27 protein-coding genes are annotated in these 26,750 nt (G+C 67.6%); 14 read left to right on the top strand and 13 right to left on the bottom strand.

The window, feature by feature from the left end; all coding sequences use genetic code 11:
- Positions 1-83 precede the first annotated feature (83 nt).
- Entirely contained in the window at positions 84-503 is a 420-nt protein-coding gene (locus tag MU558_RS07010; RefSeq protein WP_246973341.1) for a universal stress protein, read from the top strand.
- A 10-nt stretch (positions 504-513) separates the two neighbouring features.
- On the opposite strand, the gene MU558_RS07005 is transcribed toward MU558_RS07010, so the two are convergent.
- Positions 514-1,719 (bottom strand): inorganic phosphate transporter, encoded by a 1,206-nt coding sequence (locus tag MU558_RS07005; RefSeq protein WP_246973339.1) that lies wholly within the window; start codon positions 1,717-1,719, stop codon positions 514-516.
- A 158-nt stretch (positions 1,720-1,877) separates the two neighbouring features.
- Positions 1,878-2,651 carry a class I SAM-dependent methyltransferase gene (locus MU558_RS07000; protein WP_246973337.1) on the bottom strand — a complete coding sequence of 258 codons (774 nt, stop codon included), beginning with the start codon at positions 2,649-2,651 and terminating at the stop codon, positions 1,878-1,880.
- 113 nt (positions 2,652-2,764) lie between these two features.
- Between MU558_RS07000 and MU558_RS06995 the strand changes: the two genes are divergently transcribed.
- Both MU558_RS06995 and MU558_RS06990 read left to right on the top strand, forming a co-directional pair.
- Complete coding sequence (locus MU558_RS06995) at positions 2,765-3,010, top strand: ferredoxin (RefSeq protein WP_246973335.1); 246 nt, start codon at positions 2,765-2,767, stop codon at positions 3,008-3,010.
- A gap of 347 nt (positions 3,011-3,357) precedes the next feature.
- Positions 3,358-3,618 (top strand): hypothetical protein, encoded by a 261-nt coding sequence (locus MU558_RS06990; RefSeq protein ID WP_246973334.1) that lies wholly within the window; start codon positions 3,358-3,360, stop codon positions 3,616-3,618.
- Between the two features lie 143 nt (positions 3,619-3,761).
- Here MU558_RS06990 and MU558_RS06985 read toward each other — a convergent pair whose 3' ends face one another.
- The 5 genes from MU558_RS06985 to MU558_RS06965 all read right to left on the bottom strand — a co-directional run bounded on the left by MU558_RS06985 (position 3,762) and on the right by MU558_RS06965 (position 8,526).
- Positions 3,762-4,874, bottom strand: a complete 1,113-nt coding sequence (locus tag MU558_RS06985) for a pyridoxal-phosphate-dependent aminotransferase family protein (protein ID WP_246973332.1) — start codon at positions 4,872-4,874, stop codon at positions 3,762-3,764.
- 98 nt (positions 4,875-4,972) lie between these two features.
- Positions 4,973-5,224: a hypothetical protein gene (locus MU558_RS06980; protein ID WP_246973330.1), complete on the bottom strand. Its 252-nt coding sequence runs from the start codon at positions 5,222-5,224 to the stop codon at positions 4,973-4,975.
- Positions 5,225-5,329: 105 nt separating this feature from the next.
- Entirely contained in the window at positions 5,330-6,349 is a 1,020-nt protein-coding gene (locus MU558_RS06975; RefSeq protein ID WP_246973328.1) for a DMT family transporter, read from the bottom strand.
- Positions 6,350-6,568: 219 nt separating this feature from the next.
- Positions 6,569-7,207, bottom strand: a complete 639-nt coding sequence (locus MU558_RS06970) for a halocyanin domain-containing protein (protein WP_246973326.1) — start codon at positions 7,205-7,207, stop codon at positions 6,569-6,571.
- An 80-nt stretch (positions 7,208-7,287) separates the two neighbouring features.
- The gene (locus MU558_RS06965) at positions 7,288-8,526 is read right to left on the bottom strand and encodes an MFS transporter (RefSeq protein ID WP_246973323.1); all 1,239 of its coding nucleotides are present in this window, start codon (positions 8,524-8,526) and stop codon (positions 7,288-7,290) included.
- 168 nt (positions 8,527-8,694) lie between these two features.
- Here MU558_RS06965 and MU558_RS06960 point away from each other — a divergent pair, with 168 nt between their 5' ends.
- From MU558_RS06960 to MU558_RS06950, 3 genes are all read left to right on the top strand, one after another.
- Complete coding sequence (locus MU558_RS06960) at positions 8,695-10,026, top strand: O-acetylhomoserine aminocarboxypropyltransferase/cysteine synthase family protein (protein WP_246973320.1); 1,332 nt, start codon at positions 8,695-8,697, stop codon at positions 10,024-10,026.
- A 25-nt stretch (positions 10,027-10,051) separates the two neighbouring features.
- The gene (metX, locus tag MU558_RS06955; RefSeq protein WP_246973318.1) at positions 10,052-11,257 is read left to right on the top strand and encodes a homoserine O-acetyltransferase MetX; all 1,206 of its coding nucleotides are present in this window, start codon (positions 10,052-10,054) and stop codon (positions 11,255-11,257) included.
- A gap of 70 nt (positions 11,258-11,327) precedes the next feature.
- The gene (locus MU558_RS06950) at positions 11,328-12,332 is read left to right on the top strand and encodes a hypothetical protein (protein WP_246973316.1); all 1,005 of its coding nucleotides are present in this window, start codon (positions 11,328-11,330) and stop codon (positions 12,330-12,332) included.
- Between the two features lie 36 nt (positions 12,333-12,368).
- On the opposite strand, the gene MU558_RS06945 is transcribed toward MU558_RS06950, so the two are convergent.
- From MU558_RS06945 to MU558_RS06935, 3 genes are all read right to left on the bottom strand, one after another.
- Positions 12,369-12,749, bottom strand: a complete 381-nt coding sequence (locus MU558_RS06945) for a hypothetical protein (RefSeq protein WP_246973315.1) — start codon at positions 12,747-12,749, stop codon at positions 12,369-12,371.
- Between the two features lie 117 nt (positions 12,750-12,866).
- The gene (gene serB, locus MU558_RS06940) at positions 12,867-13,511 is read right to left on the bottom strand and encodes a phosphoserine phosphatase SerB (protein ID WP_246973313.1); all 645 of its coding nucleotides are present in this window, start codon (positions 13,509-13,511) and stop codon (positions 12,867-12,869) included.
- Positions 13,512-13,560: 49 nt separating this feature from the next.
- Positions 13,561-14,010: a universal stress protein gene (locus tag MU558_RS06935; protein ID WP_246973311.1), complete on the bottom strand. Its 450-nt coding sequence runs from the start codon at positions 14,008-14,010 to the stop codon at positions 13,561-13,563.
- 200 nt (positions 14,011-14,210) lie between these two features.
- On the opposite strand from MU558_RS06935, the gene MU558_RS06930 reads away from it, so the two are divergent.
- From MU558_RS06930 to serA, 3 genes are all read left to right on the top strand, one after another.
- Positions 14,211-15,107 (top strand): DMT family transporter, encoded by an 897-nt coding sequence (locus MU558_RS06930; protein WP_246974857.1) that lies wholly within the window; start codon positions 14,211-14,213, stop codon positions 15,105-15,107.
- Between the two features lie 70 nt (positions 15,108-15,177).
- Entirely contained in the window at positions 15,178-16,605 is a 1,428-nt protein-coding gene (locus MU558_RS06925) for a DUF6498-containing protein (RefSeq protein ID WP_246973309.1), read from the top strand.
- A gap of 189 nt (positions 16,606-16,794) precedes the next feature.
- The gene (gene serA / locus MU558_RS06920) at positions 16,795-18,381 is read left to right on the top strand and encodes a phosphoglycerate dehydrogenase (RefSeq protein ID WP_246973306.1); all 1,587 of its coding nucleotides are present in this window, start codon (positions 16,795-16,797) and stop codon (positions 18,379-18,381) included.
- Positions 18,382-18,397: 16 nt separating this feature from the next.
- Here the strand turns inward: serA and MU558_RS06915 are convergent, their stop codons facing one another.
- Positions 18,398-18,718, bottom strand: coding sequence for a cupin domain-containing protein (locus MU558_RS06915; RefSeq protein WP_246973303.1), 321 nt, complete (start codon positions 18,716-18,718; stop codon positions 18,398-18,400).
- 100 nt (positions 18,719-18,818) lie between these two features.
- Here MU558_RS06915 and hisI point away from each other — a divergent pair, with 100 nt between their 5' ends.
- Both hisI and MU558_RS06905 read left to right on the top strand, forming a co-directional pair.
- A complete protein-coding gene (gene hisI / locus MU558_RS06910; protein WP_246973300.1) occupies positions 18,819-19,184 on the top strand; it encodes a phosphoribosyl-AMP cyclohydrolase in 366 nt (121 codons plus the stop codon).
- Complete coding sequence (locus MU558_RS06905) at positions 19,185-20,321, top strand: DUF7118 family protein (protein WP_246973297.1); 1,137 nt, start codon at positions 19,185-19,187, stop codon at positions 20,319-20,321.
- Positions 20,322-20,369: 48 nt separating this feature from the next.
- Here MU558_RS06905 and glmM read toward each other — a convergent pair whose 3' ends face one another.
- Positions 20,370-21,734: a phosphoglucosamine mutase gene (gene glmM / locus MU558_RS06900; protein ID WP_246973285.1), complete on the bottom strand. Its 1,365-nt coding sequence runs from the start codon at positions 21,732-21,734 to the stop codon at positions 20,370-20,372.
- Between the two features lie 107 nt (positions 21,735-21,841).
- Here glmM and MU558_RS06895 point away from each other — a divergent pair, with 107 nt between their 5' ends.
- From MU558_RS06895 to MU558_RS06885, 3 genes are read left to right on the top strand one after another with little or no spacing between them, the layout of a single operon-like run.
- Entirely contained in the window at positions 21,842-22,690 is an 849-nt protein-coding gene (locus tag MU558_RS06895) for an HVO_0234 family beta-propeller protein (RefSeq protein WP_246973283.1), read from the top strand.
- Between the two features lie 51 nt (positions 22,691-22,741).
- A complete protein-coding gene (locus tag MU558_RS06890; RefSeq protein WP_246973281.1) occupies positions 22,742-23,272 on the top strand; it encodes a hypothetical protein in 531 nt (176 codons plus the stop codon).
- 48 nt (positions 23,273-23,320) lie between these two features.
- The gene (locus tag MU558_RS06885; RefSeq protein ID WP_246973279.1) at positions 23,321-24,172 is read left to right on the top strand and encodes a ribose-phosphate diphosphokinase; all 852 of its coding nucleotides are present in this window, start codon (positions 23,321-23,323) and stop codon (positions 24,170-24,172) included.
- Positions 24,173-24,182: 10 nt separating this feature from the next.
- Here MU558_RS06885 and MU558_RS06880 read toward each other — a convergent pair whose 3' ends face one another.
- Entirely contained in the window at positions 24,183-26,225 is a 2,043-nt protein-coding gene (locus MU558_RS06880) for a M61 metallopeptidase family protein (RefSeq protein WP_246973277.1), read from the bottom strand.
- Positions 26,226-26,750 lie beyond the last annotated feature (525 nt).

Here is a 26,750-nt window from a genome sequence, read left to right as displayed (position 1 = left end):
CACTCCCTCTTTTCTCGTCTTGCGGTTTAAACTGTCGCTCGACCGGCGATAGGCCCTTGGGACGGTCACGCGAAGTGGATGTCATGGTCGATCCGGACCGTGTCCTCGTTCCCACGCTCGGCCGCCCCCGCGAGGAGGAGGCACTCGAGTACGCACTCGAGAACTTTCCCGACGCCGACGTGACGGTGCTGGCCGTCGTCACGCCGCTCGACGCGCCGCTGAGCGAGGGCGGTGTCCTCGAGCGACACGACGAACGGACCGCACAGACGCGAGAGCGTGCGGCGGCACTCGTCGAGTCGGTCGACGCCGCCGACCGCGTGCGAATCGTCACGGCCGAGGGACGGCCCGGGACCGTCGTCCCGCGGTTCGCCACCGAGGGCGGGTTCGATCACGTCGTCGTGCGCGGGCGGGAGTCGTCGTGGCTCCTCCGTCGGGTTCTCGGCCGCGGGATCGCGGCGACCCTCGTCGACCGGACGCCGGTTCCCGTGACGGTACTCGAGTGACGCTCGCCGCTTAGCCGACGACCGTCGCGAACGCGCGATAGAGGGCGAACCCGACGGCGATCGACGAGCCGAGCGTGAGCAGCCAGAAGGCGACCGTAAAGCCGATTTTCCGGCGGGAGACGCCGGCAGACCCCGCTGCCAGCCCGCCACCGATCACGCCCGAGAGGACGATGTTGTTGAGCGAGATGGGGATCCCGAGCGCGATCGCGAGCTGGGCGATGACGAACCCGGGAACGAGCGCCGCGATCGAGCGCCGGGCACCGAGCTGGGCGTATTCCCTGGACGTGGCCTGTAACAGCCGCGGCGCACCCATCCACGCACCGGCGAGGATGCCGGCCGCGCCGATCGCGAGCAGAAGCGTCGTCGGCAGGCCGAGTTGCGTTCGAAAGAGGTTCTCGAGTGGCCCGGTCGCGAGGCCGACCTGCGAGCCGCCGGAGGAGAACGCGACGATCCCGCCGAGTACGAGCAGGAACGACCGGATTCCCCGTTCGGCGGAGACGAGGACCTGTTTGCGAACCAGGTAGGCGCTCACCAGGCCTGCCCCGAGCGTCACGAGGACTATCCCGAGGTCGACGCCGTCGGTGAGCGCAGGGCCGTTTCCAAGCTGACGCGAGAGGAAGCCGGCGAGTGTCCCCTGGGCCGCGTCGGGGGCGGGAATGACGCCGAGGCGGACGTTCGCGAGGATCGCCCCGACGAGGCCGGCGAGCGCCGGAATGCTGACCGACTCGGGGACGTCGTCGCGCCGGAGGACGACCGCGGTGACGTAGGCGAGGCCGCCGGACATGAACGGGACCAGCAGCCAGAACGTCCCCAGCCTGCGGTAGGTGTCGAACGCGGGATCGCCGCCGAGGCCGAGTCCGACGCCCACCATCGCCCCCGTCGTCGCGAACGCCGCCGGAATGGGATAGCGCGTGTAGATCCCGACCGCCATGAACGTGGCCGCGGTCAACAGCCCGGCGGTGGCTGCAAGCGGAGTGATCGCCACCCCGTCGATGAGGTCCGCGCCGATCGTCTCGGAGATGCTCCCGCCCTGCATGAGCGCACCCGCCGCCGCCAGGAGGCCGATGACGAACGCCGCGCGCATCGTCGAGATCGCGTTCGCTCCGATCGCCGGCGCGAACGGCGGCGAGTTGCTGTTGGCCCCGAGGACCCACGCCATGAACAGGCAGGTGACGATGGCGACGGCGACCAGCACGCCGAACGAGAGGGCGACCATTCGTCCACTGGATTCGCTCAACGGCGGCAAAAGCGTTCGGCCGTCGATCACGCCCACTCTCGCAGTCGAGAAAGACGGCTGGACGAAGCGACGAACGTGGACCGCCGATACGCGACTGCCTCGCTCGAGGTGCCGGCTGGAACCGTCACCCCGTCTCGCTATCGACCGTTTCTCTCGTTCGCTTTCGTCAGGACCGCCCTGTAGTGGCCGTCGCCACCGACGACGTCGCGTACCGTCCACGGCGTGGCGATGGCAGCCTCGCGGAGGCGGTCGGGCGAACACAAAAGAAAGTGCAGCGACTTCCCGACCTCGCAAACTCGCTCGCTGTCGTCGGTCTCGAACTCGTACTCGAAGTGGAAACACCGGTGGGCGACGCCCTCGCGCGGATCTGGTCGGTAGCCGAAAAACGACTCCTCGAGGCCGGTCGGATCGTAGTTGTCGACCACGGCGACGGCCTCGCCGTCGGTGACGCGGGCGAACTCCGCGAGGAGGTCGCCGATCCCCGCGAGCGACCCGGCGAGGCCGAGTTGCGTCCCGCCGGCGTAAAGCGATCCGAACGCGTCGCGTTCGAACGGCAGGGCGAACATGTTCGCGATCGAAACGGCCTCGACGCCACGTTCGCGGGCGGCCGCCACTGCCCAGGGGCTGACGTCGACGCCGACGACGTCGACGCCGCGTTCTTGCCACCACAGGGCGTGCTGACCCGTGCCACATCCCACGTCGAGCACCGGTCCGTCGGCGGCCGCGAGTCGCTCGAGCAGCGACACCGTCGCGTCGGCCCACTCCGATGGCGGCTGAAAGTAGTACTCCTCGACGTGGCCGTCGCGCACTGCGGCACCGTCGCGGTAGGTCAACGTCCCCTGGTCGCCGCGCTGGTAGTCGTACATCGCGCGTCCGAGCGGATCGGCGTGCCCGTCCTCGGTCGATCGCATACGCGACTGGACGGTCCACCTGATTGTAAAACGGCGCTGACATTTGGTTCCGTATAACACATAACACGACCCCGTCCGTCAAGGATTTACGCCGATCGTTCGAACCCTCGAGTATGAAAGTCGAGTTCGACCGGGAGACCTGCATCGGGATGTACCAGTGTGTCGCCGAGTGGGACGCCTTCGAGGAGGACAAGTCCGCAGGGAAGGCGGTCCTCGAGGACAGCGAGGAGGTCGAGGACGGCGTCTTCGTCCGCAACGTACCCGAGGACGCCGAGCTAGACGCGAAGTTCGCCGCCCGGACCTGCCCGGTCGACGCGATCACGATCTACGACGACGACGGCGAGCAGCTGATTCCCTGAGCTGCCCGAGCGCCCCTCCGTTTTACCTCGAGTGACTGCCGGCCCCATTTTCGATCGGTCACGTGCGATTGGGCTGTGGCTCGTTTCGTTCCATCGTCCGAGACGGGATCGTTCTACCGGCGGTTCACGTCCTCGAGTCCCGACCGTCTCGTCGACCGGACGCTCGAGGTACCAGTCGCCGGGGTGCTCGGCGACTGGCCGAAACGCGACGGGCGACTCCGCCGTGACTCGTCCCGTGATGGTTACTGGCCCCTGGATATGCACAATAGTCATATCTCTATTAGAGATATAAATTCGGGTCATTTAACCGTGTGCGGATAGCACAATACCGTGGAGATCAATACAGCATGAGTGTACAAACGGAGACGGAAACCGGCGGCCGATCTGCGCAACACGTCGTCAGCGTGGTGACGGTAACGTTCAGCGTGATCGTGCTGCTCGCGGCCGTGTCGTATTCTGTAACGGTAAACGTCGTCAACTGGATGACGGTCGACGTTCTCACCTATCCCGTTCAATCTGTCGCCCCGTTCGTGGTCATCAGCGGTGCGATACTGACGATTCCCGTCGTCATCCCGACCGTCCTGGTCAGCATGAAAATCGTCGAGTAACCCACCGCTCTGTGGGGTCGAGAACAATATAGTCGTTCCAGTGAAATAGCGTCATCTCGTCACGGCGCCGACGCAGTCGCGCTCGTGACGACGTTCCGGCCGCTCGTCCGAGGGTTTCCTCGAGTTCGCGTTTTCGAGGACGGTCAGAGCCCGGCGACGTCTTCGATGGCGTCGGTCAGCGCCTTAATCGACTCGAGGTCGTGTTCGCCCATGTGGCCGATGCGGAACGTCTTCTCGCCGAGCTGTGAGCCGTAGCCGTTCGAGAAGACCATGTCGTACTCCTCGGAGACGGCCTCGATGGTTTCGGCGACGTCGATGCCCTGCGTGTTCTCGATGCAGGCGACCGTCTGGGATTCGTAGCCCTCCTCGGGGAACATCGCGAAGTGCTCGCGGGCCCACTCGCGGGTGTACTCGGCCATCTCCCGGTGGCGCTGGTCGCGGGCCTCGTGGCCTTCCTCGAGCATGTGTTTCATCTGTTTTCGATACGCGAGCATGATCGGGATCGCCGGCGTGGAGTGGGTCTGTCCTTTCCGGTCGTAGTAGTCGAGCGTCCGCTGGAAGCCGCCGTACCACGACGCCGAATCCTTCTCGAGTTCGCGCTCGTAGGCGTCCTCGCTGACGACGCAGACCCCGAGTCCCGGCGGCATGGCGAACGCCTTCTGGACCGACGTGAAGATGACGTCGATGCCGTGGGCGTCGATGTCGACGTAGTCGCCGCCCAGCGACGAGACGGCGTCGACGACGAAGTAGGTGTCCGGGTACTCGGCGACGACGTCGCCGATCTCCTCGACGGGGTTTCGGACGCCGGTCGAACTCTCGTTCATCACGCAGGTGACGACGTCGTAGTCGGTGTCGCTCGTCTCGAGGGTCTCGCGGACGTCCTCGGGTTTGACCGCCTGGCCCCACTCGTACTCGAGGGTGTCGACGGTCTTGCCGAGGCGTTCGGCGACGTTGGCCTGGCGCTCGCTGAAGCTCCCGCAGGTCGTCACGAGGACGTTCTCGTCGACGAGGTTGAGGATCGAACTCTCCATGAACTCGGTCCCCGACCCAGTGAGGACGACGACGTCGTTGTCGGTGTCGAGGAACTCCTTCGTGTCCTCGACGATGGTCGTGTAGAGGTCCGTCATGCGGTCCATGCGGTGGCCGAACATCGGCTCGCACATCGCCTCGACGACGTCCTCACGCACCTCGGTCGGACCCGGGATGTACAGCGTCTTGTCGGGGTAGTCGTCTCTGTATTCGCGTTTCTCGGTCACGGAATCACCTGAGTACGGTCCACTGGGTCGCGGGGGGGTATGGTACTTTTGATGCCGTACCGAGAGCGGGTCGGCGACGGTCGTCGACGAACTGCCGCTCACTCGAACGCCGGTACGTTCTCGAGACCCGGGACGCCGTCGGGCGTCACGCGCTCGACGAGCGAACCGACGTCGGCGAGGGCGCGTCCGCCGACGTCAGAGACGTCGTCGAGCAGACTCGAGACGAAGTCGGGGACGGCCGAGGGCAACTCGGATGGACCAGCGTCGCCCGGCTGTGCGGCGACCGGTCCCGTCGCGAGCGCGAGGCCGGCGAGCAGTACGACGAGCATCGTGACTGTCGTTTTCGTCATACAGTCGTTCGGAGGCGACAGTCGGAGATAAGGTCCGCGGCAGTTCAAACCGTTAGATCGCGTTCAGATCGTTTCGAACGTCGTGAACGCTGAAACCGACTCGAGCTAGTCGGCCGACGCCGGCGACCCCGACGATCGGTTCGCGTCGTCGTCGCCCGAGACGTAGACGTTCCCGTCTACCACGACGCCGTCCGTCTCGGCGGACGATCGGTGTGGGCCGGCACCGACGACCGGTGCGACGACGCTCCAGAGCGCGTCGATCTTGCACAGGGCAAAGCCCAGCAGGATCAGCGCGAACCCGGCGACCGTCGCCGCAGTCAGCGACTCGCCGAGTGCGATCCAGCCGACGACCGCCGCGACGACGGGGACGGCGTAGTTGATCAGGCTGAGTTCCGTCGCGCCGATGCGCTCGAGCAAGACGAAGTAGGCGAAGAAGCCACCGGCCGTCGAGACGAGCGACAGGTACGCCAGCGCGCCGACGGCGGCGAGCGTCGGTTCGACGGCGGCGATCGACTCGGCGGGGTGGACGGCGCTCAGGGCGTGCAAGACGAGGGCACCGCCGGCCATCGCCCACGTTTGCAAGGAGATGATCGGCAGCGTCCCCTCGAGTCGTTCGGTGAGCACCGACCCGACGGCGAAGACCAGCGCCGCAGCGAACAGGAGTGCGACGCCGATCGCCCGTCCGTCGAGCGCTCCGCCGCTGACGGCGATGACGGTAACGCCGGCCAGGCCGAGCAGCAGGCCGACCACGGCGGGCGCGCGGATCTCCTCGCGCGGGAGGACGGCGAGTGCGATCGGCGGCGTCACGACCGGCGTCAGGCTGAGGACGATCGCGCCGACGGCACTCGAGACGTACGTCTGGCCGAGAAACAGCAGTGCGAAGTGGGCACCGAAGAGCAGGACGCCTCCGGCGACGATCTGGAGGACGTCCGCACGCGTCTGTGGTCGCCACGGGAAGCCGACCGCGACGACGGCCCCCGCGAACGCCACGGCGGCGACGTCGAGCCGGAACGCGGCGAACAGCAGCGGTGGCAGCGTCTCGAGTCCGACCTCGATCGCCGTGAAGGCGCTCCCCCAGACGACTGCGAGCGCGACGAAGAGCAAGATGTCTCTATCGACGTTCATGTTATTACGAAGGAGTGTGTCACTACTTCTATCTTGCTATTCTCCATTTCTGGGGCTTGAAACGCCAAAATTTGACGATAATTGGTACCACATAACAACGATAGCTCTACGTATGGTAATAATTGTGTAGAGAAGAGTTCTCCTGGCCGACGATCGCTGCCGTCGTCGACGTCGTTCTCGTGACTGGTCCGAGAGTGACTCCTCGTGTCGCGTGACCGCCTAGCCAGCGGTCTCGTCGCCGTCGGTCTCACCCTCGACGACGATCGCGCCGTGGTGGCCGATCTCCTCGTGGACCTCGCAGTAGTACAGCACAGTCCCGTGCTGGTCGAACGTCTTCTCGTAGGTGTGGCCGGCCTCACCGACGGGGGCGCCACTCCGGAACTCGACGTCGGACTCGTCGCTGCTGGCGACGTTGTGAGCGCCACCGTCGCTGGTCCACTCCCAGACGACCGTCGTCCCCGCGTCGATGCGCATCGCGGCAGGATCGAACGCGTAGCCACGTCTGCCGGCCCCGACTGCGACCGTGACGTCGTCGTCGCCGGTGTGATCGGCCAGCGCGCCGTCGTACAGGTTCGCGTCGTTTTCGGTCAGGTACGCGTCGACGTCGTCGGGAACCGCCCGGTCGTCGCCGTCGTCGACATTGTCAGTGTCGCTGTCGTCGTCAGCGTTGCCGTCCCCGGTCTTGCTCCCGTCGTCAGCTCCATCGTCGCCGCCGTTGGTATCGTCACTGTCGTCACCACCGTCCCCGACGGTACCGCTGCCACCACCGTCGCTCAGACACCCGGCGACGAGCGCCGTCGATGTTGCAAGTCCTGCGAGCACCACCGTCCGCCGAGACACTGCTCGAGTTCGCGTCACGATCGCGGATCCGACGCGGCCGATTAAAAGTAATCAGCACGTGAATGTCTGTTTTCCTGTCGTTTCTGTGGCCGTCTCGCTCACACGTCCTTGCCCTCTCGTTCGTCGAGGGCGAACGTCGTCGAACGCTCGAGCGAGAGGCGGACGAACGCGGGGGCGGCCACGAGCGCGATGGCGATCTCGAGGCCGCCGACGACGAGAAAGGCGGCCTCGTAGCCGTAGGCGTCGGCGACGGTGCCGCCGACGAGAAAGCCACCGAGGAAGCCGAGGCTACCGGCGAGGTTGAAGCCGGCCATCGCGACCCCGCGTTCCCCGTCGTCGGCGAGGTCGGACACGAGCGCCATCGTCGCGGGGGCGACGAGCGCGCCGAGGACGCCGACGGCGATCATCGCGACGGCGGCGACGGGGATCGTCGGCGACGCGCCGACGCCCAGGATGCCGACGCCGTACAGCAACGAGCCGACGACGATCGGCACGACGCGACCGACCCGATCCGAGAGGACGCCAAGCGGGTACTGCAGGAGGGCGAAGGGGGCGAAAAAGCACGCGAGCATGAGGCCGGTGCCGGCGGCGTCGAGTTCGAAGGCGTCCTGGAAGTACAGCGTCCCCACGAGCGCGAAAAAGCCGGCTGTCAGGCGATCGACGAAGCCGAACGCGTACGGGATCGTCAGCACCGGCCGCCGACGGAGGCCGTCGACGACGGCTCGAGCCGTGCGCCGATCGCTGGGCGCGCGGTCGGGGACGGTCGAGACCAGCAGGCCGACGCCGACGAGCAGGCCGGCGGCGACGAAAAGCGGTGCGAGCGGATCGATCCCCGTCAGCTGGCCGCCGACGGGTGCGCCGAGTGCGGCCCCGAGGCCGATGGCGATGCCCGCCGCACCCATGTTCTTCCCGTGGCCGCCCTCGAGGTCCATGAGCATCGTCATCGTCAGCGAGAACGCGCCGATCGTCATCGCTCCCTGCAGGACCCGAAGCAGGAGGACGCCCTCGAACGAGAGCGACAGGATCGACGGCGAGACGGCGAGGGCGGTGTAGCCGACTGCGCCCGCGAACGCGCCGGAGACGATAAACGACGTCCGGCGGCCGGTCACGTCGCTCGCGACGCCCCAGACGCCGACGAACGCGACGTAGGCGGCGAACTCGGCGACGAGAAACCACATGCTCGCCGACAGCGCCGTCTCGGCGAGCGGCGACGTCGCGACGTCTGCGCCCAGTGCCTCGACCAGCGTCGCCACGCCCGGGTAGAGCAACACCTGCGAGAACAACACCGCGAAGACGACGGCGGCGAGGACGACCCGGTCGCGGTTACTCGAGTGCACGATCGGCCGTTGGACGTCCGAACGTATCAAACCGTTCGTCTGTGCCGCCCGTTCGACGATCGCGCCACTCGAGCGAACGGCCCCGATTCGTGCGGGTAGCTGGCACGGACTGCGGATTTTGCCGTTACTGCCAGTCATAAGAATCTGGGTGAGTTATGCACACAAAACATGAGTGAGGACGAGCGCGACGAAGAACACGTTCCGGAGTCGAGGCGGGGCTTCGGGACCAGAAGCGTCCACGCCGGACAGTCGCCGGATCCCGCGACGGGCGCGATGGCGCCGCCGATCTACCAGTCTACCTCTTACGTCTTCGAGAGCGCCGACGCCGCGGCAGAGCTGTACGCCCTCGAGGGCGAGGGCCACATCTACTCGCGAATCAGCAACCCGACGGTCGAGACCCTCGAGGATCGACTCGCGACGCTCGAGGGCGGGGCCGGTGCGGTCGCGACGGCGAGTGGCATGGCCGCGCTCGACTCGGCGACGCTGCTCCTCGCGAAGGCGGGTGAGAACGTCGTCTGCTCGACCGACACGTACGGCGGGACGACGGCCTACTTCGCGAAGACCGCCTCTCGACGCGACGTCGAGGCGCGGTTCGTCCCCACGCTCGAGTACGACGCCTACGAGGAGGCGATCGATTCGGACACCGCGTTCGTCCACGTCGAGACGATCGGCAACCCGTCGCTCGTGACGCCCGACCTCGAGCGCGTCGCCGAGATCGCCCACGACGAGGGCGTCCCGCTGGTCGTCGACAACACGTTCGCGACGCCAGCGCTGTGTCGGCCGCTCGAGCACGGTGCGGACGTGGTCTGGGAGTCCACGACGAAGTGGATCCACGGTTCGGGGACGACCGTCGGCGGGATCCTCGTCGACGGTGGCTCGTTTCCCTGGGGCGAACACGGCTACGAGGAGATCGCCGGCCAGAACGACGCCTACCACGACGTGGACTTCTCGCGGGACTTCGCCGACGCGCCGTTTGCGGCCGCGGCCCGGTTCCGGTCACTGCGCAGTCTCGGCAACCAGCAGTCGCCGTTCGACGCCTGGCAGACGCTGCAGGGTCTCGAGTCGCTGCCCCTGCGGATGGAGCGACACTGCGAGAACGCCGCCGTCGTCGCCGACTACCTCGACGACCACGAGGACGTCGCGTGGGTCACCTACCCCGGCCTCGACTCCCATCCCACCCACGACGACGCCTCGCGCTACCTCGAGGACTACGGCGGGATGATCGCCTTCGGACTCGAGGGGGGATACGAGGCTGGAAAGGCCGTCTGCGAGAACGTCGAGGTCGCGTCGTTCCTCGCGAACATCGGCGACGCGAAGACGCTCGTCATCCACCCCGCGAGCACGACCCACGGCCAGCTTACCCCCGAAGAACAGGAGGAGGCAGGCGTGACACCCGACCTCGTTCGGCTCTCGGTCGGCATCGAGGATCCGGAAGACATACTGGCCGACCTCGAGAACGCCATCGACGTGGCGACGACATCGACGGAGGGGCGATCCTGACGATGCGACCGGAGGTGACCCGAACGTGACGACCAGAGACGTAGCCGACCTCGGCGAGTTCACCTTCGAGTGTGGCGAGTCGATCCCCACGCTCGAGGTGGCCTACGAAACGTACGGCGAGTTCGACGGGACGAACGCGGTGCTGGTCTGTCACGCCCTGACCGGCAGTTCGCACGTCGCGCGCCGGCCCGACGCCGGCGACGACACGGCGGGACAGGCCCGCGCCTGGTGGGGCGACGTCGTCGGCCCCGGCAAGGCGGTCGACACGACGGAGTACTACGTGATCTGTGCGAACGTCCCCGGGTCGTGTTACGGGACGACCGGCCCCGCCAGCACGAACCCCGAGACGGGCGAACCATACGGCACCGACTTCCCGCCCGTGACCGTCGGCGACTGGACCCGCGCCCAGCGGCGACTGCTCGACGAACTGGGCGTCGGCCGCCTCCACGCCGTCGTCGGCGGGAGCGTCGGTGGCATGAACGTCCTGGACTGGCTTCGGCGCTACCCGGACGACGTCGACCGGGCCGCCGTGGTCGCGGCCGCACCGCGACTCGACGCCCAGTGTCTCGCGCTCGACACCATCGCCCGTCGCGCGATCACCGGCGACCCGAACTGGAACGACGGCCACTACTACGGCGGGCCGGAACCCGAGGAGGGGCTGGCTCGAGCGCGCCAGATCGGCCACGTGATGTACCTCTCGAAGTCGTCGATGGCCCGGAAGTTCGGTCGCCGGTCGGCCGGCCGCGAGACGGTCCGAGACGAGCCCCCGGACCCCGCAGCCGCCTTCTTCCCCTATCGAGAGGTCGAGTCCTACCTCGACTACCAGGCCGAGAAGTTCACCGACCGCTTCGACGCCAACAGCTACCTCTATCTGACCCGGGCGATGGACGACTTCGACCTCTCGGCTGGCTACGAGTCCGACGCCGACGCGCTCGCCGCCTTCGAGGGCGAACTCCTCCTCCTCTCGTTTACCGGCGACTGGCACTTCACGGTCGAACAGGCCGACGCCCTCGCCGAGTCGTGTCGCGAGGTCGACGTCGACGTCGCCCACCACGTCGTCGAGTCCGATCACGGCCACGACGCCTTCCTCGTCGAACCCGAGAAGGTCGGGCCGCCGCTATCCACGCTGCTCGCCGAGGGACTCGGCGGTCGGGCGATCACCGACACGCGACCGGCCGACGCCGACGACGACTGCTTCGCGCCCGTTCACGCGAGTCTCTTCTCGAAGTGACCCCACTCGCCGACTTCCCGACAAATCGACGAGTCGTTTTTTGGTGACGGTTGTCGAAGCGACACGTACCATGCCGATCGAGTACGACAGCACCGTCCAGGAGGCCCGCTTTCACAGTCCACTCGAGGAGTTCGAACTGGACACGGTCGAGATCGAGATCCGCGAGGACCCGCTGACGGATCGACAGACCCGGATCGTTCCGGAGGTCTTCCCGCGGCCGGACGAGCCCGTCGACCTCGAGACGTTCGCCGACGGCGAGGGCTGTTTCTTCTGTCCGGACAGCGTCCAGGAGGCGACGCCGACCTATCCGGACTTCGTCGGCGTCGACCGCGGCTCGGTCGGCGAGGCCGTCTCCTTCCCCAACCTGTTCCCGTACGCGAAACACTCGAACGTCGTCGTACTCACCGAAGACCACGTCAAACCGCTCGACGAGTTCACCGCCGACGTCCTCGAGGACGGCCTCGCCTGCGCACTCGAGTACCTCCAGGCGGTCACAGCCCACGACGACGAGGTCTCGTTCGCGTCGATCAACATGAACCTGCTGCCGTCCGCCGGCAGCAGTGTCGTCCACCCGCATCTCCAGACGATGGCCGACGACCGCGGGACGAACGAGGTGCGCCGGATCGCCCGGCGAGAACGCGAGTACTACGACGACCACGACCGAACCTACTGGGCGGAGCTGCTCGAGGAGGAGCGATCGGGGCTCCGACACGTCGGGTCGACCGGCGACGTCGAGTGGATCGCGCCGTTCGCGCCGGCCCACCAGTGGCACGTCGCCGGCGTCACCGACGTTACGGGGATTCCTGACCCGAACGCCGAGGTCGTCGGCGACCTCGCCGCCGGCCTCGAGAACGTCCTCGAGTACTACGCCGACCTCGGCCTCACCGGGCACAACTTCTCGCTGCTTTTGACCCCCGACGAGCCGGCGTCGCCGGCAGTGATGGACGTCGTCGCGCGTCCGGCGCTCGAGGAGTACTACGTCAGCGACGCGTTCTTCTTTACGACGCTCCACGACGAGCGGGTCGTCGACGTCGCGCCGGAGGAGTACGCCCCGGAGGTCGGCGAGACGTTCTGATCGAGCGATCGATGCCTCGAGTCCGATGGTCGGCGATCAGTCGGCTGACTGTCCGTACTCGGCCCGGTCGTACTCGTACTGGTTTCGCACACTCGAGCCGACAACGAGTCGTTTCGCCCACCGCAACGCATCGTTGCCGAAGAGGACGACGTCGTCGCGGCGAGTCAGGACCGGCGACTGTGCACCCGGCGAGCGGTAGAGGGCGATCAGCGACCACATCGTCGCGGCGGCGGCCGCCCCGGCCGCGGAGAAGGACATCCCGAGCGTGGAAAACGTGAACGCGTACACGCCGCCGATCCCCATCGACGGGAGACTCGTTCCGAGCGGGACCCGTGCGGTCCGATCCCGCAGGGTCGGGGCCAGAAAGACGATCGACAGGCTGCTTCCGACGAGGAACACGAGGTCTTGCCACATCATCATCAGTAGTAACTCGGTAGTGAGTAAAAACTCTCTCGGTATCGAAAAGCGATCGTTGTGCTGACAATCCGCGCGTGGCTATCGTCTCGAGAACGCGATGGTCGTGAGTACGATTCGTTACTTGCTGTCGAGAATCCCGTCTTCGACGAGCACGTCGTGAAGTTCCGCCATCGACGTGACGACGATCTCGCAGTGGGGTTCGACCGCCGGTTTCGGCGCGAACCCGATCGACAGGCCGGCGACCTCGAGCATCGGCAGGTCGTTGGCACCGTCGCCGACGGCGACGGTTTCGGCCATCGGAACGTCGACGTCGGCGGCCAGTTCCTCGAGGGCGTCGTCTTTCGTCCCCTCGATCAGCGACCCCTCGACGTCGCCCGTCAGGACGTCAGCCTCGATCGGCAGCCGGTTCGAGACGATGTGATCGACCGAAACGCCTTCACTTTCCAGGGCCGCCTCGACGCCCTGCTCGAACCCGCCTGTCAGGATGGCGGTCGTGACGCCGGCGTCGTTCAGCGTCTCGATGAGGTCGGCCGCACCCGGCCGCAGTTCGACGCGGTCGTAGGCGACTCGTGCCTCAGACTCTGGCAGTCCCTCGAGCAGGGCGGCCCGCTCGCGCAGGCTCTCGGCGTAGCCGATCTCGTCGTTCATCGCACGTTCCGTAATCTCGGCCATGTCCTCGGCGACGTCGATCCGTTCGCCGAGCAGTACGGTCATCTCGGAGTCCGAAAGCGTCCCGTCGAAGTCGAAGGCGACGAGTGTCATCGCCTCCGGCTTTCGGCCGGGAGAATAAACCAGTTCAGGTTTCCGCTCGTCACTCCTCGACCGGCGTCTTGACGATCGTCACCGGCCGCGAGGCCAGCCGTGCGATCCGTTCCGTGACGCTGCCCAGCAGGCGACGGTACTCGCCGGGCCGTTCTTTCGAGCCCATCACCAGCAGGTCGACGTCCTCGTCGTCGGCGTACGCGAGGATCTCCTCGTGTGGCCGCCCGTGACGAACCGCGACGACCGGCTCGAGACCCGCCTCGCGGGCCTGGTCTGCGATGTCCTCGAGCGCCTCCTCGCCTTCCTGCTCGAGGGCCGACTCCAGCCCCTCGAACTCGTGGACGTACTCGTCGCCCGTGTACGACGAGTAGACGTCGCTGTCGACGACGTACAGGAGGTGGAGTTCGGCGTCGTAGTGGTCGGCGGCCTCGATCGCGTGGTCGATCGCTCGCTCGGTCCCTTCGTCGGCGTCGGTCGGCAGGAGAATCCGATCGTACATACGAAACCGCACGTCTCGGAGCGCAATAATGCCCGTGGGCCCACCTCACGCCGCGGGAACGACGCGAGTCGTCGACCGCGGTACCACACTCCTGTCACGATCTGACACCACAACCGCTTTGCTGCGGGCGACTCCACTGTTGGCTACGACGTGATCGCCGTCCGTTCGGTCCGTTCGATGGGATTCTCGCTCGAGGTGGTATCGTGAGCGCCACGCTCGAGGTGCTCGCGCTCGCGCTCGTTCCCGCCGTCCTCTGGGGGTTCGCGCCGGTGTTCGACAAACGCGGTATGGCCGCCGGCGGCGGCTCGGTGCAGGCGTCGCTGGTCGTCGTACTCGTCGACTCGCCGATCTACTGGCTCGTCATCGCCGTCTTCTACGGCCGGGGCGCGTTCGCGGGACTCGCCCTCGAGGTCCTCGCCGTCTTCGTCTTCGCCGGCGTGATCGGCACCGCACTCGGCCGGATCGTCATCTTCGTCGGCGTCGACAGAGTCGGCGCAAGTCTCAACAGCGCCATCCTGAGTTCGCGACCGCTTTTCGCGACGCTGATCGCGCTGGTCGTTCTCGGCGAACCGCTCGGCCCGCTGACGGCCGCCGGCATCGTGATCCTCGTCGCCGGACTCGCCCTGCTCGCCGTCTCGAAAGGTGGCGACCTCGAGGGCTGGCGGCCCCGCGACCTGGCGTGGCCGATCGCCGCCGCGGCCACGTTCGCCGTCGCCAACGTCGCCCGCCGCTACGGCATGCTCGAGTCGCCGATCTCCCCGCTCGAGGCCGTCGCGCTCAACGAGACGGCGGGTCTCGTCGCGCTCGTGGCCTACGTCGTCGCCTTCGGGCGCGACGACGTGCTCTCGATGCCCCGCGAGACGTACGCCTACTTCGCCGGCAGCGGTCTGCTGACGACCGTCGCCATGGTCTCACTGATGGCCGCCCTCGGCCTCGAGGACGGGCGGATCGCTATCGTCGATCCCCTGGTGGCGACCGCCCCGCTTTTCACCGTCGTCTTCGCGGCCGTCCTCCTGCGCGACCTCGAGCGCGTGACGAAAGGTGTGGTCGCGGGTGCCGGCCTGATCGTCGTCGGCGCGGCGATGATCACGATCTGACCGGTTGTCCTGCTGATCGAATCGGTTCCGTTACCTGTCATCGATACGTCGGCCGAATCGAAGCGCAATGATGTCCCTGCGTCCGCCCGACGGAGACGACCGGACCGCTTTCGTGCCGGTCTTGCTCGCGAACCTCCTGCCGCTTCCCGGCGTCGTCTGGCTCGAGTGGGAGCCGACCGTGCTCGTGTTCGTCTACGGTCTCGAGGTCCTGCTGTCGCTGCTGCTGGCGAGCGTGAAGGCGCTGTTCGCCCAGCGACGGCCCCCGTCGGACCGGGAGAGCGGCGTCCTGACTCTGTCGGACTCCCGGCTGGCCGAAAAACGCGGCAGCGTCCAGCCGGTCGCGTGGCTGCCGCCGATCTTCATCCGGAACGTGCCGTTTGCCCTCGTCGTCCTCTACGTGACGCCCCTCTACGGATTGTTCTTCGGGCTCTTCTTGCTCGCGATCGCCGACGTCGGACCGGAACTCCTCAGCACCTCGGTGCTGGCGAGCGTCGGCGCGCTCTTCGTCGGCCAGCTCGTGGAACTCGACGGGCAGTACCGTCGGCGGCGACAGTACGAGCGCGTCTCCCCGTACGCGGCCGTCGAGACCGCCGCCCGGCAGGTCTTCGTGCTGATCTTCGTCGTGGGGACGCTCGGCGTCGCGCTGGGTTCGACGGGCATGCTCGTGTTCGTCGTCGGCCTGAAACTTCTCGTCGAGTGGGCAGCCCATCGCACGAACCGCGCGGACGACGAGCCGAGTCGCTTCATCGCGTGGTTCGCCGGGCCGTCGGAACCAGACGATTCCGAAGCGTCCGTCCGCGTGCCTTCGGCGGCACCGACCGGACGCGTTCGGCCCGACCGGAGCGCGGTCGTCCGCAACGCCCTCTTCCGGGCGGCCACGCGGGGCGTCGGATACCTTCCGATCGCCGGCCTCGTCTGGGCTCCCGTCGTCCTCTCGCTTGCGGGTCTGCTCGAGTCGTCGCCTGTCGTCCCCCTCGGCGTGGTCGCGCTGGTCGTCCTGATAGCGGCGGCAGTCGGCGTCCAGGTAGTGGTCTACTTCCTCGTCTACGGCACGCTCGAGTACCAGCGCCGCGGGGAGCACCTCGTCGCCTACGACTGGCTCGTCGAGGAGCCACAGTGGTCGACGCGCGTCGAGGACCTCCGGGACGTGACGATGGCGAACGACCGGTTTACCGATCGACTGCTCGGCACGCGGACGATCCAGACGACGACCCGAGACGAACCGGAGCGAAACCGACTCCTCGGTCCCTTCGCCGATCCCGGACGGGCCGTCGACGCCCTCGAGTTGCCTCTCGAGGCGGTCGCCCTCGAGCCGATGGATCGACGGCTTGCGGTGGGCGCGGCCACCCTCGTCGGCGTGGCGATCCTGTCGATCGTCGTGACGACGGTCGCACCCGGTATGCCGGACGCGGCGTCGACCGTCGCCGGGCTGGCCGCGTTCGTACTGGTGGTCATCGCACTGGGGCTCTGGCACCAGGCATTTCCCGACGGTGAGTGATCGTCGACGGGTGAACGGATCGCCGCTGCCGAGTTGCAGGTGACACCGAATCGACCGACCGATCACGCGTTCCGGAGCGAGGTTGACGACCCGAGCGCGTCGCATGCGCTACCGGCCGTCGAGGAGGTAGTTTTTGCCGGCCACGGCGACAACGGAAGGGTTTACCCGTTCCATCCGATTGTCTCGCGCATGAAGGTGCTCGTCACAGACCCCATCGCAGATGCGGGTCTCGACGTACTCCGCGACGCCGGCCACGAAGTCGAAACTGGCTACGAACTCGAGGGAGCGGACCTCCTCGAGGCAGTCGCCGACGCGAACGCGCTGATCGTCCGTTCTGGAACCGAAGTCACGAGAGAGGTGCTCGAGGCGGCCGACGACCTCGTCATCGTCGGCCGCGCCGGGATCGGCGTCGACAACATCGACATCGACGCCGCCACGGACGAGGGCGTCATCGTCGCCAACGCGCCGGAGGGCAACGTCCGCGCGGCGGCCGAACACACCGTCGCGATGACGTTCGCAGCCGCTCGCTCGATCCCGCAGGCGCACGTCCGCCTGAAGGGCGGCGAGTGGGCGAAAAGCGACTACCTCGGTGCCGAACTCAACGGCAAGACGCTGGGCATCGTCGGCCTCGGCCGCGTCGGCCAGGAGGTCGCAAAGAAACTCGACTCGCTGGGGATGGATCTGGTCGCGTTCGACCCGTACATCAGCCAGGAACGCGCCGATCGCCTCGGGGCCCAACTCGTCGAACTCGAGGACTGTCTCGAGCGTGCCGACTTCCTGACCATCCACACGCCGCTGACCCCCGAGACGGAGGGCATGATCAGCGACGACGAACTCGAGATGCTCGAGGGCGGCTACCTGGTCAACGTCGGCCGCGGCGGCATCGTCGACGAGGAGGCCCTCGCCCGGAAGGTCGAGGACGGCACCCTCGAGGGCGCGGCGCTCGACGTCTTCGCCGAGGAACCCCTGCCGGAGGGCTCGCCACTGCTGGGCGTCGACGACGTGATCGTCACGCCCCACCTCGGCGCGTCGACGGAGGCCGCCCAGGAGAACGTCGCCACCTCCACCGCAGAGCAGGTCGTCGCCGCACTCGAGGGCGAACCCGTCATGAACGCCCTGAACGCACCCTCGGTCGACGAGAGCGCGTTCCCCCGCATCGAACCGTACATCGGCCTCGCCGAGACTGCGGGAAAGGTCGCCGCCCAGCTCCTCGAGGGCCGCATCGAAGGTGTCGAGGTCACCTACGAGGGTGACATCGCCGACGAGGACGTCGAACTCGTCACCGCGAGCGCGCTGAAGGGCGTCTTCGAACCCCTCGAGTGGCAGGTCAACGCGGTCAACGCCCCCCAGATCGCCGAGGACCGCGGCGTCGAGGTCACCGAATCCAAGACCCACCAGGCCGCGGACTTCCAGAGTCTCGTCTCCGTGACCGTCTCCGACGGCGACGAGGATATCTCGGTCGACGGCACGCTCTTCGCCGGCGACGACCCGCGGATCGTCCGCGTCGACGGCTTCCGCGTCGACGCCATCCCCCACGGCCGGATGGTCATCACGCGCAACACCGACGAACCCGGCGTCATCGGCCTCATCGGCTCCGTGATGGGCGACTACGACGTCAACATCGCGGGCATGTTCAACGCCCGCGAGACCATCGGCGGCGAGGCGCTGACGGTGTACAACGTCGACTCCGAAGTGCCAGACGCCGCACGCGAGGAACTCGAGAGCGACGAGCGGATCATCGGCGTCCGGTACATCACGCTGAACGGGCAGGCATAAGCTGACGTCGACGCGATCAGGGTGCGCCGATCAGGACGAATCGACTCTCGGTGTCGCCGTTTCGTATCTGGTGGGTCACGTCCGGGGCGATCCGGATCGCGTCGCCTGCGTTCATCGCTATCTCCTCGTCCTCGACGGTGACGGTCGCCTCCCCTTCCACCAACACGTAGACCTCTTCCTGTCTTTCTTCCTCGTGATCGTGTTCTTTCCCCTCCCAGCCGGGCTCATACTCGACGACGGTCACGCCCATGTTCTCGCAGTCTAGCTCGTCGCGGAGGAAGTACATCCCGTTGCGGTCGTCGACGTCCTGGTAGTTCGCTTTCGTGTAGTCGACCATCACGACATCCTGCCCACGCGGCGACTGATAAACGTTCGCGGTCGACACACTGCCTCGAGGCGGCAAAAGACCTATCGCCCTGACGGTCATCCTCTCGGACATGGACGACGTTTCGGTCGATTTCGGCGAGGACGGACTCGTCCCTGCCATCGCACAGGACGCCGAGTCCGGCGAGGTACTGATGCTCGCGTACGTCTCGCCGGAGGCCCTGGAGCGCACCCGCGAGACCGGGCTCGCTCACTACTACTCGCGTAGCCGGGACGAACTGTGGCAGAAAGGAAAGACGAGCGGCCACGTCCAGCACGTCGAGGAGGTCAGAGTCGACTGCGACGCAGACACCCTCCTCTACCTCGTCGAGCAGGAGGGCGGAGCCTGCCACACGGGCCACCGGTCGTGTTTCTACCGCACCGTCGACGGCGAACACGTCGGCGAACGCGTCTTCGACCCCGACGCAGTCTACGAGTAGATGAGCGAGACCCTTCACCGAACCGATCACTGCGACCAACTCGAGCGGGCCCGTAGCCGGCTCGCCGACGTCGAAGCCCGGATCGACGACCACGGCGAGGAGACCGTCGACCGCGTGGCCGACGCCTACCGGCGGGCGTCGGACCTGCTCGCGGAGTACGTCGACCGGGCGACGGGGACGGGCCGGGAGAACTTCAAGGCCTACGTCCAGCTCGAGGGCGAGTTCTCCACGCTCGTCGAGAACCTTTCCGCGGAATTTCCCCGCAGGGAGGCGTTCGAGGCGGCGCTGGATGCCATCGACAAACGTCGACTGAGCGAGTCGGACTTCCAGCGGGCCGAGGCCGCTCTCGAGCCGGCCGAGGTGTTCGCCGACCTGCTCGAGGAACGCGAGGCCGCCCGCGAGGCCCTCGAGGAAGCGCGCACGGACGCCGGCAGACGGCTGCAGGAACTCGACGAGGAGATCGCTGACCGCGAGCGACTGATCGAACTGGGGAACGCCGATCTCGGCGCACCGGTCGAGCGACTTCGCGACCCGATCGACGACTACAACGCGGCCGTCCGGTCGGCGTTCGCCGACTACCGCGCATCTGCCTCTGCACGCGAACTGTTCGCGCTGCTCGAGCGCAGTCAGTGGTATCCGCTGGTCGCGTTCGAGCGCCCGCCCGACGACCTCGGTGAGTACGTCGAGACGAACCCGGCGGGGGAGTACACGATCCCCGAGTTGCTCGAGTACGCCGAGTACTCGCGCTCGAAGCTCGACCACTACGTCGACGACGCGGGCGAACTCAAACGGCAGGTGGCGACCCAGCAAACCTACCTCGACGGGATCGACGCCGAGCCGCTGACCATCGCGTGGCCTCCCGAACCCGCTGGCGTGCTCCGGTACCGGTGTCGCGAACTGCGGCCGTTCGTCGCCCGCGTCGCCGACGAGTCGGTCGTCGCCGCGCTCCGGTCGATCCGCGACCTGACCGCCGACCCCGACTACGAGCGGTTGCGGACGGCCGCCGTCGCGACCGACCAGTTGAGCGCCGACGAACGCGATCGGCTGGCCGACGGACGGGTCGAAGACGAACTCGAGACCCTGCGCGCCGAGCGCGATCGGCTCCGCGAGACGCTCGCGGCCGGCGGCGATCGCTAGGAGAGTCCACGCCGACGGGTTCGGGCGGCGACGGCGTCGACGGATGCGTTAGGCGTCGGCTTTCGCCGCGGCCAGGGCGTCGTACATGTTGCCCGCGAGTTCTTCGGCACGGTCTCGGTTGCGAGCTTCGGCGTAGATCCGAACGAGCGGTTCGGTTCCCGAAGGCCGTGCGAGGACCCACGCGTCGCCGTGGTCGAGCCGGTAGCCGTCGCGGGTGTTGAGTTCGGCGTCGGACGCCTGGGCGTGGTTCGCGGCGGCGTCGAGCATCGCGTCGCGTTCCGCGGTGGAGTCGTAGTGGATGTTGCGCCGGACGTTGGCGTAGCCGCCGTACGGCGCGACGATCTCGCTTGCCGGCCGCTCGGCGACGAGTTCGAGGAACCGGGCGGCGGTGTACGCGCCGTCTCGCGAGAGCCGGTAGTCAGGAAAGAAGATCCCGCCGTTGCCCTCACCCGCGATCGGGACCCGCCTGCCGTTGGCCTCGAGCTCCTCGATTCGAGTGATGATGTTCGTCGAGCCGATCGGGGTGAGTTCGAGGTCGGCGTCCGCCTCGGCGGCGACATCGACGAGTCGCTGGGAGACGTTCACGGCGGAGACGGTGGTGTCGTCGGCCTCGAGTTCGGCGGCGGCCAGCGCGGCCAGCGCGGCGTCGCCTTCGACGTACTCGCCGTTCTCGTCGAAGAAGATCGCGCGGTCTGCGTCGCCGTCGTGGGCGATCCCGACGTCGGCGTCGGTCGCGCGAACGAGTCGGCCCAGGTCCTGGAGGTTGTCCGGAATCGGCTCGGGATCCCGACCGGGGAAGTGACCGTCGGCCTGACTGTTGACGGTGACGACGCGACAGCCCAGCGCGCGGAAGAACTCCGGGCTCGTCAGCGAGCCCGCCCCGTGGCCGGGATCGAGCGCGACGGTCAGGTCGGCGTCGGCGATCGTCTCCCGGTCGACGGCCGCGAGCAACTGGTCCACGTAGGCCCGGTTGGCGCTCTCGACGCTCGTCACGCGACCGATCTCGTTCCACGGAACGACGTCGAACGCTTCCCGCAGCAGCGTCTCCTCGACCGCCTCGAGGTCCGACACCGCGAGTTCGACGCCGTCGCTCCCGACGAGTTTGACGCCGTTGTACTGGGGTGGGTTGTGCGAGGCGGTGATGACCATCGCCGGCACGCCCTCCCGCTCGGCGTAGGTCTGTGCGGCCGGCGTCGGGACGACTCCGAGACGGTCGACGTCACAGCCGGTGCTCGCGAGGCCGCTCGTCGCCGCGTCGGCGAGCATTCGTCCGGTGAGTCGCGTGTCCCGAGCGACGGCGACCCGTCTTCCCCCCCAGGCCGTCCCCGCGGCCTTCGCCACGCGCAGGACGAACTCCGGCGTCAGTTCCTCGTTGGCGACGCCACGCGTCCCGCTCGATCCGAACACTTCCATCGGGAGATACTCTTGGCGGAGTCCTCAAATGGATTCCGGACGGTCACGGCTATCGCGACGCGTCCCCAGACGGAACGCTTTCGAGGGCGGCGCGTCTCCCCTCGCGTATGCTCTCGATCGAGGAGAAACGCGTCTACGACGACCGCCGCGGCGCGGTCGAGGCGTACGTCGCGAGCGGCGTCGGCGTCTGCTGGGTCCGGGTCGCAGACGACATCGTCGGCGAGTTCGGCCTCGTCGCCCGCTGTAACGCACGCGACGTCGCTGCCGGCGGCGAGACGGTCGCGGTCGCGACCGACGAGGACGTCCGCGTGCTGGCGCTTTCGGACGCGGACGACGACGCCACGTTCGAACCGACCGAGTTCGGTCCCGCAGTCGCCGTCGGCTACGACGGGGGCGACCTGCTCGCGGCCGCACCCGACGGCCGCGTCGCTCGTCGGCGGGACGACGAGTGGCTCGCCCTCGAGTCGCCGTTCGACGGCGAGGTACGGGCGATCGACGGCGACCTCGTCGCCACCGCCGACGGCGTCTACCGGGTGCGCGGCGACGCCCTCGAGCACGCCGGTCTCTCGGCGGCAAACGACGTTTCCGCTGCGGGCGTTCCCCTGGCGGCGACCGACGACGGCCTCTACAAACTCGGCAACGGCTGGATGCGCGAACGCGATGGCCGGTTCGACGTCGTCGGCGCGGACCCGCTCTCCGAACCCGGCCGACTCGAGCGCGCCCACGCGATCGCCGGGTCGACGGTCTACGAACACGTCGACGGCGAATGGCTCGAGTTCGCCGGGGCCGACGAACCAGTCGTCGGCGTCGGATACGGCGACGCGCTCTACGCGGTGACCGAGGGAGGGATCTTCCTCGCGGCGAGCGTAGACGGCGAGTCGGACGCCGACGACGCCTGGCGCTCGCGATTGCTCGGCGTGACAGACGTAAGCGGCCTCGCAATACCTCTCAAATAAATTGACTATGTCTGACGAACAATTAAGCGATTCTGCCGACGAGCGGTCAGCATGAGCGGACTCACGCGTCGTCGCGTCCTCGCGGCGACCGGCGTCGCCGCGACGGGGGCGATCGCCGGCTGTCTCGGCGGCGACGACGACGAGAACGGGGGAGGAGACGACGGTGTCGACAATTCGACCGACGGCGCCGACGAACAGATCAGCGGGACGGACGATTCCGCCGACGGCGAAGACGAGACCAGAACGACCGTCCTCGGCGACGTCTCAATCGAGAACCTAGACGACAGTGCCCACACGATCGACGTCCTGGTCCAGTTCGAAAACGAGATCGAACACTGGTCGACCCACGAGATCCAGGCCGACGGCGAGGGCGTCACGCTCGAGCGCGACTGGCCGACGACCGGCGGCGAGTTCCGGTTGACGGTCCGACTCGACGGCGCGCAACTCACCCAGGTCACGCCCGAGAAGTGGAACCATCCGGACTGCCTGAACCTGCTCGTGCTAGTCACTCGCGACGGCACGCTGTCGGTTCCGGGATCGACCGACGGCGGCGCGTGTACTGCAGGGGGCGACGGCGAGTAATTGCAGGAGAACGAAAGCGGGTTTAGGACCCGTGCTGTGAGTTCGAGTATGATCGTCGCTGGCTCCGCGTCGCAAGCGCTCGCCGCGGAACTCGCTCGAGAACTCGAGGAACCGCTCGCCGACGTCGCGTACGACCGATTCCCCGACGGCGAACTGCTCGCCGCCGTCCCGGAGTTCGACGCCGACCGCGCGGTGATCGTCGCCTCGACTGTCTCGAGTGACGCCCACGTCGAACTGCTGCAACTCCAGGACGCGGTCCGGGAAGCAGGTGCCGAGGAAGTCGTGACGGTGCTCCCGTACATGGGCTACGGTCGCCAGGACGAGGCCTTCGATCCCGGCCACCCCGTCTCGGCGCGGGCGGTCGCCCGCGCCATCTCGACCGGAACGGACCGGGTGCTCACCGTCAACCCACACGAGGAGGCGATCTGTGACTTCTTCGAGCCGGCGGCCGAGTCGATCGACGCGGCGGGTCGACTCGCCGAACCGCTTCCGGACGACCTCACCGATCCCGTCTTCCTCTCGCCCGACGCGGGCGCGATCGAACTCGCAGCGACCGTCCGCGACGCCTACGGCACCGGTGAGACCGACTACTTCGAGAAGGTCCGTCACTCGGGGACGGACGTCGAGATCACGCCCAGCGACGTCGACGTCGCCGACCGTGACGTCGTCGTCACCGACGACATCATCGCGACCGGGTCGACGATGAGCGAGGCCATCGGCGTCCTCAGCGAGCGCGACGTCGGCCGCGTCTTCGTCACCTGCGTCCACCCGCTGCTCGTCCGCGACGCCTACGTGCGCCTCTCGAGTGCCGGCGTCGAGGCCATCTACGGGACGGACACGATCGAACGGCCCGCGAGCGACGTCTCCGTCGCCTCGTCGGTCGCGGCGCGACTCGAGTAGTCGTCCGCTTCTACTGGCGGCGTCCGTGTGCCACGGCGACCACGACGAGCGCGCCAAACGCGACGGGGACGCCGAAGCCGGGTATCGATTCGGCACCCGATTCGATCCGCGACGCGAGGCCGTCCTCGACGGCGACGACCGCCACGCGGTCCCCGGCCGCGACCTGGTAGCGTCCCGCCTCGTCGAACGCGAGGCTCGTCTCGACAGTCGTCCGTTCGCCGGCCGCGAGCGTGACCGTCCGCTCGTCTGCGACGCCCTCGGGCGTGCGAAACCGGACTGTCGCCTCGCCGGGGCGGTCGGCGTCGTTCTCGACCGTCGCGGTCGCCGTCACCGACTCGCCGGGTTCGACCGTCGCCGACTCGAGCCTGAGCTGCGTCACGGTCGCCTCGGCTGGCGATCGGACGCGAACCGACAGCCGCCGGTCGCCGACGGTGACGTCGTACAGGCCGGGCTCCTCTGGGGTCCAGGCGAGTCGTTCGACGCGGCCGTCGCCGGCCGCGAGCGTTCCACTCCGTGTCTCGAGTAGCCCGCCGTCCGCCTGCAGCGTCGCGTCGTAGCTCCCCTCCCGGTCGCCGACGTTCGCGACGGCCACGTCGAACGCCACCGTTTCACCGACCACGACGGTCGTGGTCTCGGCGAACGCGGCCTCGCGGTACAACCCGGTGATCGCGGCATCCTCGATCCGGTACTCGAAGAGCGCGATCGGACCGGCAAAGGCCGTCCGGTGCTCGAGTCGCGACCACGTCTCCGGAACCGCGTCGGTCTCCGTGTATCGCTCCGCGAGCGTCCGAACGTCCGCGCCGCCAGCCCGCTCGAGCGCCGCAAGAAACGCCGCCTGGGTCAGGGTGTCCTCCTCGAGGTTCAGCTCTCGAACGACGGCCGAAAGCGATCGCTCGCCGTCGGTCGCGAGGCGAAGCTCCCTGTCGAGCGCGCCGAGCACGAGCGCTCCCCTGACGTAGTCCGTCCGCTCGTGGTCCCACGTCGCCGGCGCGGCGAGCGTGCCGTCGGCGTACGGCGACCGCCCGCCGGCTTCCAGGAATCGCCGGAACTCGTCGTAGTCGATCCGGTCCTGCTCGAGCGTCGCCAGTGCGGCGTAGTACTCCGCGCCGCCCTCGACCAGCCACCGCGTCTCCGCTGTCGTCCCGGTCTCGCCCCTCGCGAAGTCCTGGCGCGTGTGGACGTACTCGTGGATCCAGACGTTTTCGGGTTCGTCGAGAGGTGCGTCGTCTCTGACCCACGCGTCGCCGTCGCCGTACTGGATCCCCCGCGGTCCCCACTCGACGCTGTCGGTCGGTGCCGCGACGACGAACACCTCGTCGTTGGGCGCACCGATCCGGAGTTGTTCGCTCGCGGTCGCGAGCGACTCGAGAATTTCGTCGGGACGCTCGGCCAGGTCGGCGGCCTCGGGGACGACCAGACGGAACCGTTCGCCGTCGACGGTCCGTTCGTACTCGGTCGCCTCGCCGAAGAAGGCGACGTCGCCGCCGGTCGCGCCGGGACCGTCGACGACGACCGTTCGATCCGTACCGACGCGCTCGCGCTCGCGCCACTCGAGGGCGACGACGTCGGGAACCTGGACCACGCCCCACGAGCCCGTCTCGACGAACGTGTAGCCCTCCTCCGACGCGGTCGCCGCGCGCCGGCGCTCGGTTCCCGTCCGGTTCGCCGGCATCGTGAACGTCACCGTCGGTTCGGCGGTCGACCCGTCCCACCGGTAGACGTCTTCTTCGAGTCGCTCGAAGCCCGCCGTCTCCGTCACCGTCGCCGCCGACTCGAGTGTGATCTCGAGGTCGCCGACGGCCTCGGGAATCGAGACCGTCAGCTCGGTCTCGAACTCGCCGGGCCGGTCGGGTCGCTGTCTGAGGACGAGCGTTCGGTGGAGGACGCCGTCGTCCGGTGCGCTCGAGACCGAGGCGGCGCCGCTCACCGCGACCGATCGGTCGTCCTCGAGGCTCGCGGCTGGTGGTGGTCCCGTGCCGGCGGCGACGGTACCGATCGGCGCACTCACGACGAAGAAAACCGCTAGCACGACGGTGACGACCCGGTTTTTCACGACGTACGCTGTCGCGTGAACGTTCAAGGATCTTACGACAGCGTCCGGAGCGACGACCCGCCGGCGATTCGGTCAGCGACCCGATCGGGTGGCTCCGTTGAAATCACTGCGGAGTTACAGGTTTACCACGTTCTACCCGTCTGCCGTTCGAAATTCGACGTCTGCGAGAGAAGACTTCGACAGAGCCGGCTTTGTTGAAATCCTCCAACGATGATAAATCTCTGGAGTCGTGCTGAATAGACAGCGCGAATGTGGCAGTAGATCGTGGTCGATCTACGAAAGGGGGGGATCGGTCAGTACAGGCTACAGGTCTAACGGTCGGTGACTGTCGTGAAGATCACACCAGCTATAATTGTACCACCGACGACGGTACCGGCCAAAGTGACTATGGTACGGTGTCCCAGTACAGCGCTTACAAACTCAGAAAGTACAATCATCCAGAAGGCGAGTTGGACTGCAGTTGTACGAACCGAATGAGCACAGATTTCGGAGGGGTTGGTAACAATTCTATCGAGATCTATGATG

The sequence above is a fragment of the Natribaculum luteum genome, assembly GCF_023008545.1.
Classification (GTDB): domain Archaea; phylum Halobacteriota; class Halobacteria; order Halobacteriales; family Natrialbaceae; genus Natribaculum; species Natribaculum luteum.
The sequence above is the reverse complement of the archived record's forward strand: the minus strand, read 5'-3'. Positions and strand labels throughout refer to the sequence as shown.